The sequence below is a fragment of the Sphingobacterium sp. UME9 genome, from assembly GCF_014170215.1.
Taxonomy (GTDB): domain Bacteria; phylum Bacteroidota; class Bacteroidia; order Sphingobacteriales; family Sphingobacteriaceae; genus Sphingobacterium; species Sphingobacterium paramultivorum.
In genome coordinates this window covers 804,610-825,141 of the sequence record NZ_LZZP01000005.1, presented here as the reverse complement: position 1 = coordinate 825,141, position 20,532 = coordinate 804,610, and the positions used below count along the sequence as shown (strand labels likewise).

Genomic DNA, 20,532 nt, shown 5'->3' with positions numbered 1-20,532 from the left:
CCTATTGTATGTTAATCTTTCGGCTTTGTATATTTTTTTACAATTTCAGTAATGATCTGATTCCCTTGTAGCTGCGGGAGGTAATCAAAAAGAATATGATGCTTATCGGGATCAGTCGCTAAGCCAAGCTCCAAAAAGTTAAGCGCTTCGTTGTATTGTCCATTGGCAAATAGATAAGCAACCACACGATAGTACAGTTCTGCGGCATTTGGATTTTGTGTGATGGCATCGGATATTACATTAATAGCTTCTTCAATTTTACTTTGTTCAAATAGAATTGAGGAATAATCGAGCCACGCATCTATATCTGTTGGGTTCAAAGCTACTACCTTTTTATAGGCTTCTTCTGCAAGATCTATTTGTTGTAGTTTATATCGGGCATCGGCAATCGCAAACCAGTAATCGGGGTTTGTGTCCTCTAGTTCCAATGCTTTTTTATAAAAATGAAGTGATTCAAAATAGCGTTCTTCGAAATCTAAGGTAACCCCAATACCGAACCAAGCATCAGCAAGCTCCGCATCTAATTTGACTGCCTTTTTATAATAATTGCGGGCTTCTTCCATCTGCTCAAGTTTTTCATAACATTCGCCTATCGCACAATAGGTATCAGCACTTGGTTGTTCATATTCAAATGTTTGTTTGTAAACATCCAATGCTTCTTGATAGCGGTCTAGATTGACAAGAGCGTTACCCTTATTGAAATAAGCTGAAGAGAAGTCTTCCTTAATTAATATAGCATAGTCGTATGCGTCTAAAGCTTCCTCAAACCGGCTGATTTTATGGTAAGAGTTTCCTAAATTGTACCAAGCATAGTAGGAGTATGGGTCTGAATCAATGTACTTTTTATAAAAGGAGATACTTTCCTCTTGTCTATCCAATACATCATAACAGTAGGCCAATTCATAGAGTGCTTCCTGGTAATCCATGTTGAGCTCAAGTGCTTTCTTTAGATAAATTATTGCCTTGTCATAATTCATTTGCGCTTGAAAGATCATCGCAATATGGAAATAGACCTCATCTTTATTATCTAATAGCGGAAGTGCTTTGAAGAGCTGTTCCAAAGCATTATCAAACTGGCCGATACTGCCTAATATGCCACCACGGATCAAGAAAATATCCCCTTCTGAAGCCTCTAATAATTCCGCTTTATCCAACGCTGCAAGCGCATTCTGATATTGTTGAATCGTTGAAAACAGTTGTGCTTGTTTCAATAAAAAGGTAATATCAAAAGGGTGTTGGCTGATAGCAAATTCTGTAACCTGTAAGGCCTTTACAGGGTCATTTTTTTCAGCATAGTAATCAATAATTCCTTCAAAAGCTTTGGAGTCAAAAAAATACTGATCCTCGTTTCGAAGCATTTCCTCATATCTGTCCACCGAGATTTTTCTTTCCTCGGGGTTTTCAAATTCAAAATCCTCTTCCATTCTCAAAAGTTTAAAACCAGTATTCTGTTACTTAATTCAAAATACTAATTTCTTATCTAATTTGTTCGAACTAATTTTCCACAAATCGGATATCCTCCACAAAGTTAAGGATAAATACGGGTAAAATAAAAAAGCCGGCTTTAAAGCCGGCTCTTATTATAATGTATAAGTTATATACGATTATTTTTTGATCTCAACACGACGGTTTTGAACGCGACCTTCTTCAGTAGCATTAGATGCAACTGGATTTTTCTCTCCGTAACCTTTAGCTGTGATGCTTGATGAAGAAACACCAGCATTTACTAAATATTGTTTTACAGAGTTAGCACGGTCTTTAGATAAAGTCATGTTATAAGCATCAGAACCTTCTGCAGATGCATAACCATCTAATTGTACAGCTGAATTGTTATCACGTAACTCTTTAGCCAATTTGTCTAATGTAGAGTAAGATGAAGTTTTCAATACTGAGCTATCAAATTCGAATTGAATTGGAGCGTAGTAACCGTTAGAAGCTACAGTTTCAATAACTGGCTCTGGGAATTTGATTGGACATCCTGAACCATCTACTGGAGTACCAGCTGGAGTACCAGGACATTTGTCAAATTTATCAGATACACCGTCACCATCAGCATCAGCGCTTAATGTGTTAACAGTACCTTCTAAAGTGCTTACACGTTGTTTCAATGCTTCAACTTCGTTTCTCAATGAAGGATCTTTCAACTCATCGTACAATGTCGCAACCGGGTTAGCAAAAGTCAAGTTTTGTTTGTCTTTCGAACCTAAAGTGAATTCTAAACCAGCCATAACTGAAGAGAATTTACCTTTGTAAGAACCTTGACGAGCTGGACCGTAAATTTGATCATCCGTAAAGTTCATTGTGTAACCTAAGTTCAACGCAACAACTTCAGATAATTTGAATTTAGCACCAACACCTACAGGAACGAAAGCTGTCAATTTGTTGTCGCGATCGTTTTTGTCTTCGCGGTCACCAATGATGCCTTCACCCCATTTACCTTTGTTGTCATAAACAACAGTTCCTGAGAAATCATTGTTTGCATATTGAACAGGGTTGTAAGCCATTGCTCCCAAACCTACTTTAGCGTAGAAGTTAACCGAGTTCTCTCTTCTTAAGAAATCGATTGTACCCAATTGGAATACACCATTTAAGCTAGCAGCCCAGTTTACACTAGTTTCTACTGAACGAGCACCTAATTTGTTCTCGATAGCAGGACCAGAAAGATCATGGTTGTAAGTTTTGATCTTACCACGGTTTGCTTCAACTTCTAAACCAAATAAGTGAGAGAATTGTTTACGTACTGTCAAACCATAGTACTCACCTACTTTATTTTGGAAGTAACCTACTTTTTGACCAAAAGCGTTACCACCACCGATTACGTTGTTCGGTGTAGTGATACCACCTTGAACTCCGATAGACCAAGTTCTGTATTGTGATCTACCACCGAATACTTGTTGAGCTTGTGCTGTACCAGCGAAACCTAAAGCGGCAACTAATGTAGCAGCAACAGCTGTTTTTTTAATTGTAGAATAGTTCATACTCTTGTTTTTAAGGTTATTATTAATTTTAATTGTTTTCAAACTTAATTATTGTATTAACACATGGAACAGTACAATTGCCGTGCCAAAGTCTTAAAATTATGTTAAAATTTTGTTTTTGCTATATTTTGTACTAAATTAAGTATTTAATGTGAAACAACAAAACAAAAATCCGGTACGAAAGTACCAAATTTTTGTTTTGTTTCAATAGGTTTAAGAAAAAAATTAAGTATTTTTTTTCTAAAGCAAATAATGTACGACCAATAACGACAATGCGCCCAACAAAGCTGAAACTGGAATTGTCAATATCCAAGCCCATAACAAGCTGATTGTTACCCCCCAACGTACTGCCGAGACACGTTTGACAACACCAACACCGATGATTGCACCTGTAATGGTATGCGTTGTTGAGGCTGGTATTCCAAAATGTTCTGTTATACCCAAGGTGACAGCTCCTGCAGATTCAGCACAAACACCTTCCAATGGTGTTACTTTTGTAATCTTGGTTCCCATCGTTTTGACAATTTTCCATCCACCGCTCATTGTTCCGGCAGCGATTGCTGCATAACAGGTCAATGGAATCCACTCTGGCATGTGTTCAGTCGTTGGGACATAACCACCAGCTACCATAGCGACAAGGATAATTCCCATTACTTTCTGTGCATCATTACCTCCATGTGCAAAGCTCAAGGCGGCCGAAGAAACAAGTTGCAATATCTTGAACCATTTTTCGGCAACACTTGGACGGGAGTTTTTCGCCAGATTGATTACAATCAATGTGATGATAACAGATATCGTCATACCTATGATAGGCGCAAGTACGATAAATGCAATAATTTTTAAGGTAGCATCAATATTGATAGCGTGAATAGGATCTGCGCCAAGGATGAAAGCGTAAGCCATACCCGATCCTGCAAAACCTCCAATAAGTGTATGGGATGAACTTGATGGTACACCATAGTACCATGTAAATAAGTTCCAACCAATTGCTGCAAGTAACCCCGCAAAAATAACTTCTAAGGTAATATATTCTTCCAATACTGTTTTTGCAATGGTATTGGCTACTTTATGATCTGTAAAGTAGAAGTAAGCTGCAAAGTTGAATATCGCAGCCCATAAGACGGCCATTGCTGGCGTTAAAACTTTTGTTGATACAACTGTCGCAATAGAATTGGCAGCATCATGGAATCCATTGATGTAGTCAAAAGCAATCGCAAGGACAATCACAACAACGAGTAATGTTGACATCATAATCTCGTAGAATTTTTGTGTACTTAAATCGAATGATTATGCGTTTTTAACTAGGATGCTTTCTAATACGTTAGCAACATCCTCACATTTATCGGTTGCATCTTCCATTGCAGATAACACTTCTTTGTGTTTAATTAATGAAATTGCATCTTTTTCAAATTCAAAAAGGTCAGCTACAGCTTTATCAAAGATATAATCTGCTTTGTTTTCTACGCTATTGATGCGAACACATGAATCCGTAATATTCCGAATATTTTTCAAATCTCTAAGCTCATGAATAGCTTTTGATACATGTTCGGTAGCTTCAACCAGTAAGTCAGCAATTTCAATCATTGGCTCGGTGGCCTTTTCAACCTTGTAAAGGTCCATTCTATTGGCGGCACCGTGTATAAAATCTGCGACATCGTCCAATGAGCTTGCCAAAGAGTGTATATCTTCGCGGTCAAAAGGAGTGATAAAGTTCTTTCCCAGCTCCAAATGAATTTGATGCGTAATGTTGTCGCCTCTATGTTCCAAATCTTCCACTTTGCGTGTTAATTCCTTTTTCTTTTCAGGGTTGCTTGAGTTAACAATATCTTTTAACAACTTTGACATCTCGATCAAGTTGTTGCCGGCTTGTTCAAACAAAGGGAAGAATTTTTTATCCTTTGGAACGAAGTATTGAAAAATGCTATTTAAAGACATATCTTAAATTTATTTTTGCAAAAATAATACCTTAATGTTAAGTTAATGTTAACATTGATTTTGTTTAAACACAAAAGTGTCATCAATTGTTTAATTTCCCGACTGAACTTTTTGTAAAGTGAAGCCAAATGTTGTCCCAATACCTTCTGTACTACGGACATTGACGTTTTGTTGATGTGCTTCGACAATATGCTTTACGATAGCCAATCCTAGTCCTGACCCTCCGATATCGCGTGATCGACTCTTATCAGTTCGGAAAAAGCGCTCGAATACACGGCTGAGATTTTTTTCTTCGATGCCATAACCGTCGTCTGTAATCTCGATAAGAACCTGTTCAAACAGCGGAAAAATCTTAATTTTCGTTGTTCCACCCTCTTTTCCATATTTCAGGGAATTGTCAATCAGATTGTATAATACCTGATGGATTTTATTGCGGTCTGCTTTAACCCAATGTGGTGTACCCGCTTTTGGCTTGAATTCTATTTTGATATTGTGCTGTTTAGCTTTATCCTCAAGAGAGTATGTAGTGTCTTTAATAAGATCAACGATATCGAATTTCTCTATATTCAGGACCATTTTTCCAGATTCCAGTTTGGATATCTCATCTAGATCCTGAATCAGGTAATTTAGTCTGTCTAGATTCCGGGCAGCCTTATCTAAGAAGTTCTTGGCCATTTCCATATCTTCTTCTATAAGGCCATCCTGCAGGGTTTCAATGTAACCTTGGGTAGCAAATAAAGGCGTTTTGAATTCATGAGAAATGTTGGATAAAAATTCTCTACGGAATTTTTCTTGTGATTTTAACTGCTCTATCTCGTTTTTTTTATCTTTTGCCCATGCTTTGACTTCGTTTTCAGCATCCGTAATAGGATCCTCACTGACATGTTCTCCGATAGCATCTTTAAGATCCTTGCCGAGTTTAAGGTTATGAATTAATTTATACATCGTATTGAGTCTACGATATATATATTTTTCAAATAGGTAGTTAAATAGGAGGAAACTCGTTACCACAGCAACAAAGAAAATGATCAGCGCTGTCTGCAGGTCATGTTTATAATAAAAGCTGATCGTGGATATTGCAATGCCGACAGCTGCGGAGTTTGCGAATAGTAATTGTTTAAAATTCATTTGCAGAATAAAAAAGGCCCCTGATTTGGAGCCTAAGTTACTTATAATGATATTAATAAATTGTTAAAATTTTCCGATAATTGTCCTTGCTCCAGTAACCTTATCACCAATGTTAACATTGATTTCAGTTCCTAAAGGAAGAAACAAATCTACGCGGGAACCGAATTTGATAAAACCAAACTCATTGCCTTGCACGACTTCGTCTTTTTCTTTTACATACCATACAATGCGGCGCGCTAATGCTCCTGCAATCTGACGGAAAAGAACCTCCCGTCCAGCCTTATCTTTGACAACGACTGTTGTTCTTTCGTTATCTGTAGATGATTTAGGGTGCCAAGCCACTAGAAACTTGCCGGGATGGTATTTAAAGAACGTGACTAAACCACTGATTGGGTTTCTGTTGACATGCACATTGACAGGAGACATAAATATAGACACCTGTATCCGCTTATCATGGAAATACTCATTTTCCTCAGTTTCTTCGATAACAACAACTTTTCCATCCGCTGGACAAAGAATCACGCCATCCTGCGGGTTAACCACTTTTTTGGGACTTCTGAAAAACTGAACAACTGTAATGAATAGGAATGCTGAGAGCACATAAATAAGCCATTTAGCATATTGCGGAGCGTCATAATAATCCGCAACGGCATTGATAATGAAGATAAAAAGTACAGCGATCGCTAATGTGGTATATCCTTCTTTATGAAATTTCATATCTATTTATTTCTGCAAAGATAATTATTTACTCGAATTGTCTATTTGTCTTTCGATTTTAATTGAATGGGTATAGATTTTTCCGTCATTACCCTGTGTGATTCCGCCAGATACTCTGATAAGGTCGTCTTGAGGCTGATTGTCTTTATATGTAGGGAAATAGAAGTCAATACTTCTCGCAATACGGCTCAAAATGCCATCGAAAGGCTCGTCGCCGGAATCTGATATTAACTTAAGGCTCTTTAGATTAGCCATTCCGGTTTTCTTTACTTCCACTAAATAAGAAAAGTTAACCTGTTTGGTGATGTCTAGCCCGGTTTTATTGAGATTGTCGTTAAAACGTTTGGTTAGGAATGCATAAAAATTGGAATAATCATCAAAGCTGCACGACTTACCGTTAAATAGTTCCGCTCGTATAAAATAGTCATAAGGGAGGATACTTAGCGACATGAAATCCTCATTATTTAGGTCTCCATTGTCGTCATAGGTCGTTGTGAGTATACCATTGGCAAAGCGTTGTGTCATGGCGTAAACAGGTTGCTGACCTACATTGTAGAAATATGTATTCCAGTTTCCCTGCGGTCTACCGTTTTTCACCTTTCCTTTGCGTAAATAGAAATCAAAACCAAATTCAGTAAAGCCTTCAAAAGGAATAGAAAATTCATAGTTGCCTTCGCCGTCTATCACCTCCTGTTTGCCTCTGTTGTCCCAGTAATCTTTGATAAAATAGCCTTGCTCATTATATGTAATGGTTAATAAGGGTTTTCCATCCGGGTAGTAATATTTCCAGTCACCGGTTGGATGGTTGTTTTGAAAATTTACTTCCCATTTTAGCACTCCATTCGGATGGAAGGCTTTAAATAAGCCTTCTTTTTTACCATCTTTATAGGAACCAACGAGTATTCTCGATCCATTGGGAGCAAAATCGCGAAACTCACCATCAAAAACTTGCTTTGTAAAATCAAATTTACTCACACGTTCGATCGTTTTAAACTCGCATTCTTTTGAAACTAAATAATAATATTTGTCAAAATAAAAGCGAATCAATCCCTGGTCTAGTTTTTCATAGAATACAGGTTTGTCATCTTGTGCATATAGCTTTGTAAAGCTACAAACACACAATAATAATAAGATATGGATGAGTTTTCTAATCATAACTTTAATGTGCTTCTAGCCAATTTTTGCCTTCTCCAATTTCTACGATCAAAGGAACACTTGTTTTTATAGCATTGGACATTTTATCCAAAATGATTTTTTTGAATACCTCGATCTCGTCTTTAGGTACGTCAAAAACCAATTCATCATGCACCTGCATGATCATTTTGCCAGATAAACCTCGCTGCTCAATTTCCTTTTGAATGGCGATCATAGCAAGTTTGATTAAATCTGCTGCTGATCCTTGGATCGGAGCATTAATAGCGTTTCTTTCTGCGAATCCGCGGACAGTCATGTTTGCGGAATTGATATCTCTCAGATAACGTCTTCGTTTTAAAATTGTTTCAACGTAACCATTCTCTTTTGCAAACTCGATGGCATCACTCATGTATTTCTTTATCCCTGTATATTGGTTGAAATATTCATTGATGATATCGGATGCTTCTTTACGTGATATGCCAAGATTTTGAGAAAGGCCAAACGCCGACTGACCATATATAATGCCGAAGTTAACTGCTTTCGCGTTGCGGCGTTGTTCAGAAGTAACAGCATCAAAATCCACATTGTATACTTTCGCGGCTGTTGCTCGGTGGATATCATGACCTTGGCTAAATGCTTCCATCATATTTTGATCTTTACTTAGCTCTGCAATTAGGCGAAGTTCAATCTGCGAATAATCGGCTGAGAGGATCACATTGTCTTCAGATCTTGGGATAAAGGCTTTTCTAACTTCTCTTCCCCGTTCGGTACGGATCGGGATATTCTGCAAGTTCGGATTAGTTGAGCTCAGACGGCCTGTTGCGGCAACCGCTTGATTGTAGGACGTATGAATTAGCCCTGTTTCGGGGTTTATTAACTCAGGTAGCGCATCAACATAGGTTGATTTGAGTTTTTGCATTTGCCTAAAGTTTAAAATATCTTGGACAATATCTGATTTATGGGCCAAAGCTAATAACACATCTTCACCTGTTTTATACTGTCCCGTTTTTGTTTTTTTCGCTTTAGGATCCAGTTGCAGTTTATCGAATAAGACTTCTCCCAATTGTTTAGGGGATGCAATATTGAAATTTACGCCCGCTTTCTCAAAGATGGATTCCTCGAAATTTTTAATGTCCTGCTCCAGTGTTTTTGAAAACTCTCCAAGTGCCGGAACATCTATTTTTACACCGTTTCGTTCAATTTCAGCGAGTATATATACCAATGGGAATTCCACATCCTGAGCGAGCTGCATGGTGTTGGTCTCGACAAGAAGAGGTTGAAATATATTTTTTAGCTGTAGGGTAATGTCTGCATCTTCAGCAGCATATTCTTTTATTTTTTCGACTTCAACGTCACGCATATTCCCTTGCTTCTTTCCCTTTTCACCGATAAGTTCGGTGATTGATACCGGGCTGTAATTTAGGTAATTTTCTGCGAGCACATCCATTCCGTGACGGGTATCTGGATCAATTAGATAATGTGCGAGCATGGTGTCAAAAAGGGGGCCCTGTACTTTTACACCATAACGTGCCAATAACAAAATATCGTATTTGATGTTTTGTCCTATTTTCTCGATGTTTGGGTCTTCTAAAGCTGCCTTAAAAATATCGACTATAGCCTGAGCACTCTCACGATCGGCAGGTGTTGGAACATAATATGCTTTTGCGTTTTCAAAAGAAAATGATAATCCCACGATGTCGGCAAGGTTTGCATCCAATCCCGTTGTTTCTGTGTCAAAACAAAAACTATCCAAAGAAGCAAGCTGTTGAGCGAGCGCTATTTGTTTTTTCGTTGTATCAACCAAAACATAGTCATGTGCTGTATTATGTATGTTATTTATGGCGGCATTTTCGACGCTAATTTCAGTAACAATTTCGGTCGTGGTAATTGTCGTTGTTGTTGTCGAAAATAGATCCATTTGTCCATTTGTAGGGCTGCTCTTGTCAAGGACAGAGAAATCTTCGCCGAAAACTCGTTTTCCAAGTGTTCGGAATTCTAATTCAGCAAATAGTGGTTCAAGGATTTCTTTGTTTGGATCTTCCAGTTCTAGCGATTTTTCATCGAGTTCAATTGGTACATCCAATAAAATAGTGGCTAATTTTTTGGAAATGAGCCCTTGCTCTGCAAAATTCTCTACGTTTTCGCGCATTTTTCCTTTGAGTTGGTCCGCGTTAGCGATAATGCCTTCGACAGATCCGTATTCCTGAACAAGTTTTTTCGCTGTTTTCTCTCCAATACCAGGTATACCAGGGATATTGTCTACGGCATCACCCCAAAGACCGAGAATATCGATGACCTGGCAAACATCAGAAACTTCCCATTTTTCAAGAATCTCTTTGACACCTTGTACTTCTGCTCCATTACCCATGCGGGCAGGTTTGTAGATAAAGATATTTTCAGACACAAGTTGCCCAAAATCTTTATCGGGTGTCATGCAATAGATTTGAAAGTCTTGTTTCTCGGCCTTTTTTGCAAGTGTTCCGATAATATCATCGGCTTCGTATCCATCCATCGTGATAATTGGGATATTGAAGCCCTCGATTAAGCGATTTATATAGGGGATAGAGGCAGCAAGGTCCTCAGGCATTTTCTCACGATGTGCTTTATAAGCTTCAAATTCAATATGTCGAGCGGTAGGTGCCGCTGTGTCGAACACTACTGCTATGTGGGAAGGTTGCTGATTTTTCAATACATCCAATAGGGTATTGGTAAATCCCATGATTGCTCCTGTATTTAACCCTGTTGAGGTAATTCGAGGAGTTTTGCTCAAAGCAAAATAAGCTCTATATATGAGAGCCATTCCGTCTAGAAGAAATAGTTTTTTCACAAAATTGAATTTTAGTCTCCTTACAAAGGTAAGAAATTCATCAAAGGGTAAGTTTAATAAATTTTTCCGATTTTTGTACTATGACACATTTAATGCAACAGGATTTATGAGAGGACTGGTAACTAAATCGACAGGTAGTTGGTATCAAGTTTTGGGTGAAGATGAAAAAAGATACGATTGTCGTATCAAAGGAAAGTTTCGTACCAAAGGAATAAAAACGACTAATCCTGTTGCTGTGGGTGATTGGGTACATTTTGATGTGGAACCTGATCAGGAAAGTGCGGTCATTCACGAACTCGAACCTCGTCGAAATTATATCATTCGAAAATCCGTCAATCTGTCCAAGCAAACTCAAATTATCGGAGCAAACCTGGATCAGGCTTTTTTAGTGGTGACACTTGCCTCGCCACCAACTTCTTTAGGTTTTATCGATCGCTTTCTAGTAACAACAGAGGCGTACGGAATTCCTGCCGTAATTATTTTCAATAAATTGGATCTTTTTAGTGATGAAGGATTGGAGATATTGGCAGACTATAAAGCTATTTATGAACATATTGGTTACCCCTGTTTCGAGGTTTCTGCGTTAACCGGTACAAATATCGACGTTGTCAAGCAACTGCTTAAAGATAAAATAACCTTGGTATCAGGCCATTCTGGGGTTGGTAAATCAACGTTGATCAATGCAATCGTTCCTGAATACGGGTTGAAAACTGGTGAAATCTCCGATTGGTCCGACAAAGGAAAGCATACAACTACTTTTGCTGAAATGTTCGATCTTCCTTTTGGAGGGAAGCTAATTGATACGCCTGGTATTCGTGAGTTGGGAATTGTCGATATAGAAAAACAGGAGCTATCTCATTTTTTTCCGGAGATGCGCGCGTTGTTGAATCAATGTCGATTTCATAATTGCCGGCATATCAATGAACCCGGTTGTGTCATTATGGAGGCTGTGGAAGAAGGCTCTATTGAGAGTTCGCGCTACGATAGCTACCTCAGTATATATCATAATGAGGATAGTAGATCTTAATCTATATAAAAAAATAGCGCCTTCTTACATCAGGAAGGCGCTACTTTTTTGTAAAGCGAGGAAGGAAGGCGCCCTTAATGTATCGCTTGTGTCAAATTTAAAAAGTCGCGAAGATAGGTACATTCTTTTGAAGCGATGGTAAAGAATGGTGTATCTTTATATTGCGTGCTCAATTCTTTGAAATACTTATTCTGCATTGAGAAACGGTAAAAAGGATTTTTCAAGGGTGAATCATAATACTGCCAACGCGATTCATTGGTATAAACAAAATCTTTCTGCTCGCATTTGGCAAGCATAAAGGTACATTTCGCTTTGAACTCTTTGTCTGTGCTCAGTGTACGCGCTTTGCTGTACCATTCTTTTGCTGATTTTGTCTGTAGATAATTTCGTTGCCAGTGAAGTGTCGAAGCTGCGTGGTTGTCTGTGGACGACCAGTCATAGGACACCAGGGACCAAGCATTTCCATAGGTACTTGTCTGATAGATACCTGTGGCCATTTGGAAATAATACTCGGCTTTTTTCTGGTTGTTCTTTTCCGTTTTTATAGCATTTTCCAAGCGTGCCATGCGTTCAGCATATTTTAACTTAGTGGTGGACTCTTTACCATATTTTTTTGGGTAATCATTTATAGTAACAATAAATGGATTCGGTGTAATATCGCTTTCATCCGCATCGTACCAGTTTTTAATTTCTTTTATTTTATGGTCTTTAGGAAGTCCCGCTAAAGTTTTTGCTGCTTTTTGGAAATTCAGTTCGCGCAGGTAGGTTGTACCCAGTAATTCTGTGAGATAATCTTTGTTGAAATGTTTGATATCCTTCAATAAGAATTTAGATAGGGTATTCTGTTGGGAATTGTCCGACAGCAAATTTCTTATTTTTAACAGCGTTTTAGGTGTAAGGCTATTTTCCCAGAAGTGCATTGTTGTCCACTGCATATTATCTTCCAGTGAGTCTTTCACAAAGCCATAGTTGTAAAAGGCATCCGCCTTTACAGCAGCTAAACTAGCCATAGCGGTATCTTGGGTATTTAAATAGTGTTTTACGACAAGATTTTGTAGAATATTCCGACAGATTAAACTATAGTTGCTATATTCAAAAGCACTATATCCCCAATTTTGTTTGCGGATATCTTCTTTACCATCAAGTTTTGCTTTTTCTTCTAACCAAGATAGCGTTTTGGTCAATTGAACTTCATCTAGTTGCTTACTGCTTTGCCAATCAGTTAATTGCGTGAGCAATCGGGTAATTTGAAGCTGATCAATCAATTTTGGACTGAGGTCAGTCTCTTTTATTTCGGAAAGGTATTCTTTTGCTAACGTATTTTCCTTATTCATCCAGCTTAGGTAGGCAGCAGTAATAAGGCCTAACTGGGGTTGAATATATTTTTTGTCGCGATAAAGTTTTAGGGCAAAATTGCGGAGAGAATCCAGATGTAGTTTAACCTTTCCTTTATCGTCATTTTTACTGTAGTAATTATAATTATCGCTACTGAGGTAAAAAGACTCGTTCATTTCTGTTTCTATCTTATTGACTTCGCGTCCCAATAGTACGGCATTTACGGTATTGGCCGGATCGAACTGATAGCAGTCGCTCAGATATTTCAGGGCATAGTCACTTGTGCCAAAGCCTATGATAGCATTGATATTGAACCGATCTGCATCATTTTTTGCATATTGAAATATCTCGGCATCGCTGGCTGTGATATAATGGAAATTAGCATACGCTAGGATGCGCCTTTCTGGACTGGCAGTGAATAATTTGGAAAAGAGATAAGCGGCCTTTGCTGCATCGCCATTTTTGCGTACAGCGCCAGCGTAGTTGGATAGTGCCCAATTGAGGATGGCTTCATCTCCCTTAGCCGATTGCAGGTACTTTTCATAGATCGTCATGCTCTTGACGTATTCCTGTCCAAATAGATATAAGCGGGCGGCTTGATAAGCATAACGGATATAGAGAAAGCTATTTTTGGGGTACTTCGTGATCTGCTGTTCGGCGAGCTCAGCAAATTGAGTAATTTCTTTGAAATTTCGGGTATCCGGATCCCAATAGTTATGTTGAATATTCGTGATAGGTTCCTGCTTTTTGGTGAACATAAAATAAGCACGTTCAGCTTCATGTTTTCCGTCAATCAACGTGCTTAGGAACGTATTTCCCCTAATGGAATCGGGAAGGTTTGTCCAAGCCGACTTTTGTTGATTGCTCGCTAAATTAGCAGTTGCATCGTTGCTATTGTACATCAATTGTTCGATATCCTTAACCTTGACCTGTGAACCTAAGTGTTTAGCCCAGGTTTCGGCATTGATTAAACTTTCTTTGACTGGAGCTTCTTCCGTATAAAGAAATTGGTATGGGATAAATTGAAAGGCAGAAAATCCATTGTCCTCCAGATTGGGGAGATAATATGTCGTTTGATTGTCGTAAGGATCCATTTCAGGACCACAGGCGATATTGGTTGCGATCTCCCCAAAGAAGAAAGCTAATGTCGTGCTAGAAAGCAGCAATAATTTTTTGTAATTCGGCATTGCCATGGTTTGCTAGTGTAGCTTGATCTAAATGATAAAAAATAATCCGGTGTTCTTTTCCTTTCAGCTCTCCCTTCAAAAATTTTGCCGTTTGTAAGAGTTCCTCCTGATTTATCGATTCAAAACGTATAACATCTCCCTTTTTAAGGTTTGCTTTTGGGAGATCTTTCGTTAAAATATAGAGGTTTGTATTGGGGTTATGGGTAAACAATGACGAGTCTTTGAGATCTTCTTCATTGATATGCTTTGAAATACCGATGTAATTATTATTTCTGAAAACGACAAACCACTGAAATAGCGGTAATGCAATATCCATTTCCATGGGATAGTTGCGTAATGTTCCGCTTAGATAGGTCTTGAGGTCCTGTTGATTTAAAATGGAGTTCTGATGGCCAAATTGTCTGAGATTTCCCATGTTGTAACACATTAACATTGCTCTTTTCACAGGCGGAATTCCGCTGGTGACTGTGTTTTTAACCTGGTGTAGCCGCAGAGTAGAGCTTACGACAACATCTTTTAAGGCCGGCAATTGCTGTAAATAGGTGAGCAGGTAGAAAAATTTATCACGGGATGTCTTTGTCCAATCACAGTCCAGTTGAAGTTCGGTAAATTTTTCCTTTCCTGCTTGTTGTATTTTAGCCGTCACAAACGGAACAATTTTATTTGCCAGTCCTCTGATCTGCAGGCTATCCATTTCTACAAAAATACGTTGGTTGACAAATACTACAGGAATCAACTGCTGTTCTTTGGGGACAGGTTGCGAAAACGTAATGGGGCTAATAGGGACGGCTTGTACACCAGATGGATCGAAATCAATATCCATGATGCGGACATAGATAGATTTCGCGTCAATTTCCTTTAAAGAGCGGCTTTCTACGGTGTCTAACTGAAATACTGTCTTCCAAAAATAGAAGCCTGTTTCATGCTTTGTTTTGGTGCAGGAACTTAAAAAAAGTAGAGAGAGCGGTACAAGAAATAAAAATAGTTGTGTTTTACGCAGCATATTCACTTTATTTAGTCGTTATTCAAACAAAATGGGCTTAATTTTGTTTGTTATTCAATAAAATAAAGACGAAATTACAAAGAGATTGTGACTTTATGAAGCCTATTTTCAAATGGATCCTTGGTATTGTAGCGTTTATCCTATTGGCATTGGCTGGAGGTATTTGGTATTTTAGCAATAAGTGGAAGCCTCTTTTAGATACTAAAATCAAACAGCTGGTGTCTCAAGCAACGGACAATTTGTATACTATTAAATACGACGATATCCACGTCAACCTATTATTAGGGAATATAACAATAGATAATCTGCATCTCGTGTCAGATAGTTCCATCTATAAAAAGTTGGAGCTGGTCAAAAAAGCACCAGATAACCGCTTCGAAATTTCCATCAATAGGTTGAAAATAAAAAGCTTTGGTATTCGGAGGGTATTGATGGATAAGGAACTTTTTCTGAATGATATCACCGTCGAAAGACCAACGATTCATGTCATTAATGAGGTACACCGTTATAATGATACGGTGAGTCGGGGACCTAAAAAACCACTGTATGAGAAAATAAAGGACAATCTGAAAAAAATTCAGGTGCGGGCTGTCAATTTGAATGACATTGATTTTAAATATACGCAAGTCCAAAAAGGAGTTTATCAAGATTTCGAGGTCAAGAAGGTCAAAGTCCGGATAGATGATGTTTTGATCGATTCGACTTCTGAGCACGACAGACAACGCTTCTATCATACGAAAATGATTGATATTGAGGTGCCCGGTTTTACCTATAAAACTCCGGATGGGTTGTATAAAGTAAACTTTGATCAGTTGAAAATCAATAGTAAAAACCGCAATGTCCTGTTGACTAAAGTTGCTTATCAGCCGACGCTGAATAAGGCTGCTTATTACCGGAAGAAAGGAGATGGTGGAAGCTATATGGTGCTGAAAATGGACACACTTCTTTTGACGGGATTCAATTTTGCCGAGCTTTCCCGTGATAAGAAAATATATGCACAAAATGCACGCTTAAAAAATGGTTCACTTTCGATTTACAGCGATAAGCATTATAAAAGCCCCCCAACCAGTCAGATTGGAAATGCTCCGCATATGAAATTAGTGCAAATGTCGACACGCCTGGGAATTGATTCATTGATTTTAGATAATATTGGAATTGCGTATTCTGAAATGAGTGATGAGTATAGTCAAATCGGAACCATTACTTTTGATCACACTTATGGGACAATATTAAATGTGACAAATGATTCGACAAAATTGCTTAAGCAGAAGCTAATGCGTGCAAATTTGAGTAGCAATTTTATGAATGCTGGTAAGCTTTCTACCAACTTTGTGTTTGATATGACCTCTAAAGTTGGAGCCTACACCTATAAGGGCACACTTGGGAAAATGGATTTAACAGTCGTTAATAAAATGATTCGTCCATTGTTAAATGTTGAGATTAAATCGGGCAATCTTAGTCAGATTACATTTGACATTTGGGCTAACGACTACCGTAGTAAAGGAACCTTTAAAATGGATTATGACGACCTCAAAGTTAATATCCTATCAGAGGCAGGTGATGATGGTCGTCGAGAAAAGAAGGGGCTGTTGTCTTTTATGATTAATCAGGTTTTATTTAATCCGGGCAATCCGGATTTATACGGTAAATATACGGTGGGGCATATCAACAAGCGTCGGGATCCCAATCATCCGTTTTTTAAAGCGATGTGGCAGACTTTGTTGGTTGGAATTAAACAATGTGTCGGTCTTGGTCCAGAACGGGAGGCTAAACTGATGAATACGGCTGGAAAAGTTGAAAAAGTCGTTAGCGGAGTCAGCAAGGCCAAGAAAATGATTTCAAGTATATTTAAGAAACACAAAACTCCTGAGGAGTTGCTGAAGGAAGAAAAGGAAGATGAGGCCAAAGAGGCGGCAAAGATTGAAGAGAAGCGGAAGCGTGACCGTGAAAAAGCTGAAAAGGAACTCGAGAAAGAAGGAACGGGAAATTGAGGATCCGTTTCACGTGGAAAGGTTACCGGTTGATGCTGTAGCCCTTATTTTTTATAAATCCTCATTGTCGGCTTCGTTAGCGCGCCAAAAAATACAACGGAGATAGATTTGCATTTATTGACAGATTTATCTTAGTTTGAGACATTATGATAGATTCGATTTTAAGTTTTATCCGATTTGTTTTCAAATATAAAAATGGGCTTGTAGACAAAATCATGTTCTATGTGAGCATGATTTGCGCCGCAATCGTTATTTTCAATGTGGGCTATGTCACTGATCCTGCATTGGGAAAATTGCTGGGTAAAACAATTCATTATCTTTTCTTTGTCCTCTTTTTCATGATTGCTCTCCGCGAGTCATCTTCCATTTACGCACTCAAAAAAATTGCTGTTGAGCATTACGCGGGCTTAGTTATCCTCATTTACTTTGTATTTATTCTTATTGCCCGTTTTGCAGGATTTGGAGCGCTTTCTGTTTTTTCAAGAGAACAGTGGGTTTATCTAGGAATCTATCTTATTTTTATCGCGGAGTTATCGAAAAGCACGCTTTTCTTTGACAATTTTTATTTTAATCCGACCATATTATTTGTCATCAGTTTCCTGGTTCTTATCTTGCTCGGGACCGTACTCTTGATGCTGCCCCGTACCACGGTAGAAGCTCCGTTAAGTTTTGTGGATGCTTTATTTATGGCAACTAGTGCTGTTTGTATCACTGGCTTGTCGGTTGCCGATATTTCAACCAATTTTAGCATGTTCGGACAAACTGTGGTCATTGTCCTGATACAGGTAGGCGGATTGGGCATTATGACCTTTACAGGTTTTTTTGGCTATTTTTTCTCCGGGGGATTTTCTTTTAAGAACCAATTGATGTTTGGTGAAATTCTAGGTGAAAATAAAGTAGCCTCTGTCATTAAAACCCTATTGACCATAATATTTATTACGCTGCTGTTTGAGTTTCTTGGTGCTATACTGATCTTTAGTACCCTAGAAAGTGCTAATTTTCCAAATTTAGGGAGCATGGTTTTCTTTTCGATCTTTCATTCTATTTCTTCATTCTGTAATGCTGGATTTTCGATCTTATCTGGGGGAATTACCAATGAAGCCTATAAATTCAATTACCCATTCCAATTGGCGTTATCTTCGCTCTTCATTCTTGGCGGTTTGGGTTTTGGAATTGTATTGAATTTCTACACCTATATTAAAGAATCCATATTGCTTTATTATCACCGATGGATCACAAAGAAAAACTATAAGCATAAAGCATGGAGCTTTAGCTTTAATTCTAAATTGGTGCTGATTTGTAACGCGATTATTATTGTAGGTGCAACTTTGTTTTTCTACTTTTTGGAGCGAGGTAACACACTTTCTCTTGAGCGGGGAATCGATGGTGAATGGGCGACTTCCTTCTTTATGGCCAATGCAGCGCGTTCGGCAGGATATAATAGTGTTGATTTGAGTTTTGTCGGGCCACCGACTGTTTTTTTGATTATGCTTCTGATGTGGGTCGGGGCTTCTCCCGGATCTACTGGTGGGGGAGTAAAGGTAACTACCGTTGCTGTTTCACTGTTGAATATTGTTTCTCTGGCTAAGGGAAAAGAATATATTGAGATTTTTAAAAGGAGGATAGCCGGCGAGTCTGTTAACAAAGCGTTTGCTATTATTCTGTTGTCGCTATTCGTCGTTGGGTTCAGTTTTTTTGTGCTCATTTTTACAGATCCGGATAAGAGTATGAAAGCACTCCTCTTTGAATCACTATCAGCCTATACAACATGTGGGTTAAGTTTGGGGATTACACCATCACTCAGTATGGGCGGAAAATTGATTATTGCCTTAACAATGCTCGTCGGACGTGTGGGTATGCTGACTCTGCTGGTCGCTTTTATTAAAAATACAACACGGAGAAATATTGTATTTCCGGAAGAAAAGATCTTGTTTTAGGTACATAGAAGGGTGTTTTGATTAACTCTTGAAGGCCTTATCAGAGAAATATAAGTATATAAATCGAAAGAGAGCTTGGAAATAAAAGTAAATTTATTTTAGTTTGAGATATGAAGTATATTGTTTTAGGATTGGGGCATTTTGGACGTTCTTTAGGAATACATCTTACTGAGCTCGGACATGAGGTGATTGGGGCAGACCGAAATCTCAGTATCGTTGAACAACTAAAGGACAAGATAACGCACACGGTATGCCTAGACACAACCGACCGCGAAGCGGTATCGTCATTACCCCTTAAAGATGCGCATGCTGTCATTGTTGCTATTGGAGAAGATGAAGGAGCTTCGCTTATGACCGTGGCCCTCTTAAAACAGTTGAAGGTCAAACGTATCATTGGCCGTATCGTTTCAGATTTACAAAAGACTGTTTTGGAGGCAATGGAAATCAATGAATATATTATGCCCGAAGAAGAAGCTGCTGAGCGATTGGCGATGCGCTTGGACAATATTGATATTGTCGATTCGTTTAAGGTTTCGGATAAATATTCCATTGTGGAGACTAAAGTGCCTGCTCGTTATGTGGGCATGACATTACGTGAAGCGAACCTGACCAATTTATACAAGGTTATCGTGTTGACCACTGTGAAGATCACAGAAACGAAGAAGGACGGTGTGACCAAAGAACAAAAGGAAGCCTCTGGAATTGCTGCCTCGGAAACGATCATGGAAGAAGGCGATATTTTGGTTGTTTTTGGGGAGTTATCCAATATTAATAAGTTAATTCAAAAAGGAGAATAAAATATGTTATTGACAACAACTGGTACTATTGAGGGGCACCAAATTGAACGTTATTTGGGGATAGTCTCTTCCGAAGTGGTTCTGGGAGCGAATGCAATCAAGGATATGATGGCGGGTTTTCGTGATTTTTTTGGCGGAAGATCCAATTCTTATGAACGTGCATTCCAGGAAACCCGTGAGGCAGCGCTACGTGAACTTGAAGACCGCGCTCGCGCTTTGGGGGCTGATGCGGTCGTTGGCGTCCGACTGGACTTTCAAACCGTAGGAACAGGGGGTATGATGATGGTAGGCGCAACGGGAACGGCCGTAAAAATGAGATCTTAATTACCTAAAGCCCTAAATAACATTAGGGCTTTTTTAGTGCTTAAAAGACGTGACATGGATCGATCGTATTTAATACCTATTATAAACTTTCTGTTAACAGGGCACTGAGCGATAATTATAATTGTATATAAAAACAAATTTATCTAAGTTTGGCTTTTAAGACTTTTAAACAACCTAAGAAGGTAAATGAAATCATCGAGTTTTATCAAACC

General features: G+C 38.5%; 15 protein-coding genes. 5 read left to right on the top strand and 10 right to left on the bottom strand.

Annotated features, from left to right (window positions below; translation table 11 throughout):
• Positions 1–11: 11 nt before the first annotated feature.
• The 8 genes from A9970_RS11980 to polA all read right to left on the bottom strand — a co-directional run bounded on the left by A9970_RS11980 (position 12) and on the right by polA (position 10,719).
• Positions 12–1,424 (bottom strand): tetratricopeptide repeat protein, encoded by a 1,413-nt coding sequence (locus A9970_RS11980; protein WP_120335234.1) that lies wholly within the window; start codon positions 1,422–1,424, stop codon positions 12–14.
• 180 nt (positions 1,425–1,604) lie between these two features.
• Positions 1,605–2,978 (bottom strand): OmpA family protein, encoded by a 1,374-nt coding sequence (locus A9970_RS11975; RefSeq protein WP_182982430.1) that lies wholly within the window; start codon positions 2,976–2,978, stop codon positions 1,605–1,607.
• Positions 2,979–3,218: 240 nt separating this feature from the next.
• The gene (locus A9970_RS11970) at positions 3,219–4,229 is read right to left on the bottom strand and encodes an inorganic phosphate transporter (protein ID WP_046671636.1); all 1,011 of its coding nucleotides are present in this window, start codon (positions 4,227–4,229) and stop codon (positions 3,219–3,221) included.
• Between the two features lie 36 nt (positions 4,230–4,265).
• Positions 4,266–4,913 (bottom strand): DUF47 domain-containing protein, encoded by a 648-nt coding sequence (locus A9970_RS11965; protein ID WP_046671637.1) that lies wholly within the window; start codon positions 4,911–4,913, stop codon positions 4,266–4,268.
• A 90-nt stretch (positions 4,914–5,003) separates the two neighbouring features.
• Positions 5,004–6,041, bottom strand: a complete 1,038-nt coding sequence (locus A9970_RS11960) for a cell wall metabolism sensor histidine kinase WalK (RefSeq protein ID WP_153844528.1) — start codon at positions 6,039–6,041, stop codon at positions 5,004–5,006.
• Between the two features lie 63 nt (positions 6,042–6,104).
• Positions 6,105–6,758, bottom strand: a complete 654-nt coding sequence (locus A9970_RS11955) for a phosphatidylserine decarboxylase family protein (RefSeq protein WP_159727582.1) — start codon at positions 6,756–6,758, stop codon at positions 6,105–6,107.
• A 24-nt stretch (positions 6,759–6,782) separates the two neighbouring features.
• Positions 6,783–7,913 (bottom strand): toxin-antitoxin system YwqK family antitoxin, encoded by a 1,131-nt coding sequence (locus tag A9970_RS11950; protein ID WP_182982406.1) that lies wholly within the window; start codon positions 7,911–7,913, stop codon positions 6,783–6,785.
• Between the two features lie 4 nt (positions 7,914–7,917).
• The gene (gene polA / locus A9970_RS11945) at positions 7,918–10,719 is read right to left on the bottom strand and encodes a DNA polymerase I (RefSeq protein WP_182982405.1); all 2,802 of its coding nucleotides are present in this window, start codon (positions 10,717–10,719) and stop codon (positions 7,918–7,920) included.
• Positions 10,720–10,825: 106 nt separating this feature from the next.
• Here polA and rsgA point away from each other — a divergent pair, with 106 nt between their 5' ends.
• A complete protein-coding gene (rsgA, locus tag A9970_RS11940; RefSeq protein WP_182982404.1) occupies positions 10,826–11,746 on the top strand; it encodes a ribosome small subunit-dependent GTPase A in 921 nt (306 codons plus the stop codon).
• A gap of 74 nt (positions 11,747–11,820) precedes the next feature.
• Here rsgA and A9970_RS11935 read toward each other — a convergent pair whose 3' ends face one another.
• Together A9970_RS11935 and A9970_RS11930 are read right to left on the bottom strand one after the other, a co-directional pair.
• Complete coding sequence (locus A9970_RS11935) at positions 11,821–14,268, bottom strand: hypothetical protein (protein WP_182982403.1); 2,448 nt, start codon at positions 14,266–14,268, stop codon at positions 11,821–11,823.
• Positions 14,234–15,271 carry a hypothetical protein gene (locus tag A9970_RS11930; RefSeq protein ID WP_182982402.1) on the bottom strand — a complete coding sequence of 346 codons (1,038 nt, stop codon included), beginning with the start codon at positions 15,269–15,271 and terminating at the stop codon, positions 14,234–14,236. The genes A9970_RS11935 and A9970_RS11930 overlap by 35 nt, the downstream gene beginning before the upstream one ends.
• A 95-nt stretch (positions 15,272–15,366) precedes the next feature.
• Here A9970_RS11930 and A9970_RS11925 point away from each other — a divergent pair, with 95 nt between their 5' ends.
• The 4 genes from A9970_RS11925 to A9970_RS11910 all read left to right on the top strand — a co-directional run bounded on the left by A9970_RS11925 (position 15,367) and on the right by A9970_RS11910 (position 20,320).
• Entirely contained in the window at positions 15,367–17,262 is a 1,896-nt protein-coding gene (locus A9970_RS11925) for a hypothetical protein (protein ID WP_182982401.1), read from the top strand.
• Between the two features lie 146 nt (positions 17,263–17,408).
• Positions 17,409–19,199, top strand: coding sequence for a TrkH family potassium uptake protein (locus A9970_RS11920; protein ID WP_220801585.1), 1,791 nt, complete (start codon positions 17,409–17,411; stop codon positions 19,197–19,199).
• 110 nt (positions 19,200–19,309) lie between these two features.
• The gene (locus A9970_RS11915) at positions 19,310–19,996 is read left to right on the top strand and encodes a TrkA family potassium uptake protein (protein ID WP_153844521.1); all 687 of its coding nucleotides are present in this window, start codon (positions 19,310–19,312) and stop codon (positions 19,994–19,996) included.
• A gap of 3 nt (positions 19,997–19,999) precedes the next feature.
• On the top strand, positions 20,000–20,320 hold the full coding sequence (locus A9970_RS11910; protein ID WP_046673052.1) for a YbjQ family protein: 321 nt from the start codon (positions 20,000–20,002) through the stop codon (positions 20,318–20,320).
• The last annotated feature ends 212 nt before the right edge of the window (positions 20,321–20,532 follow it).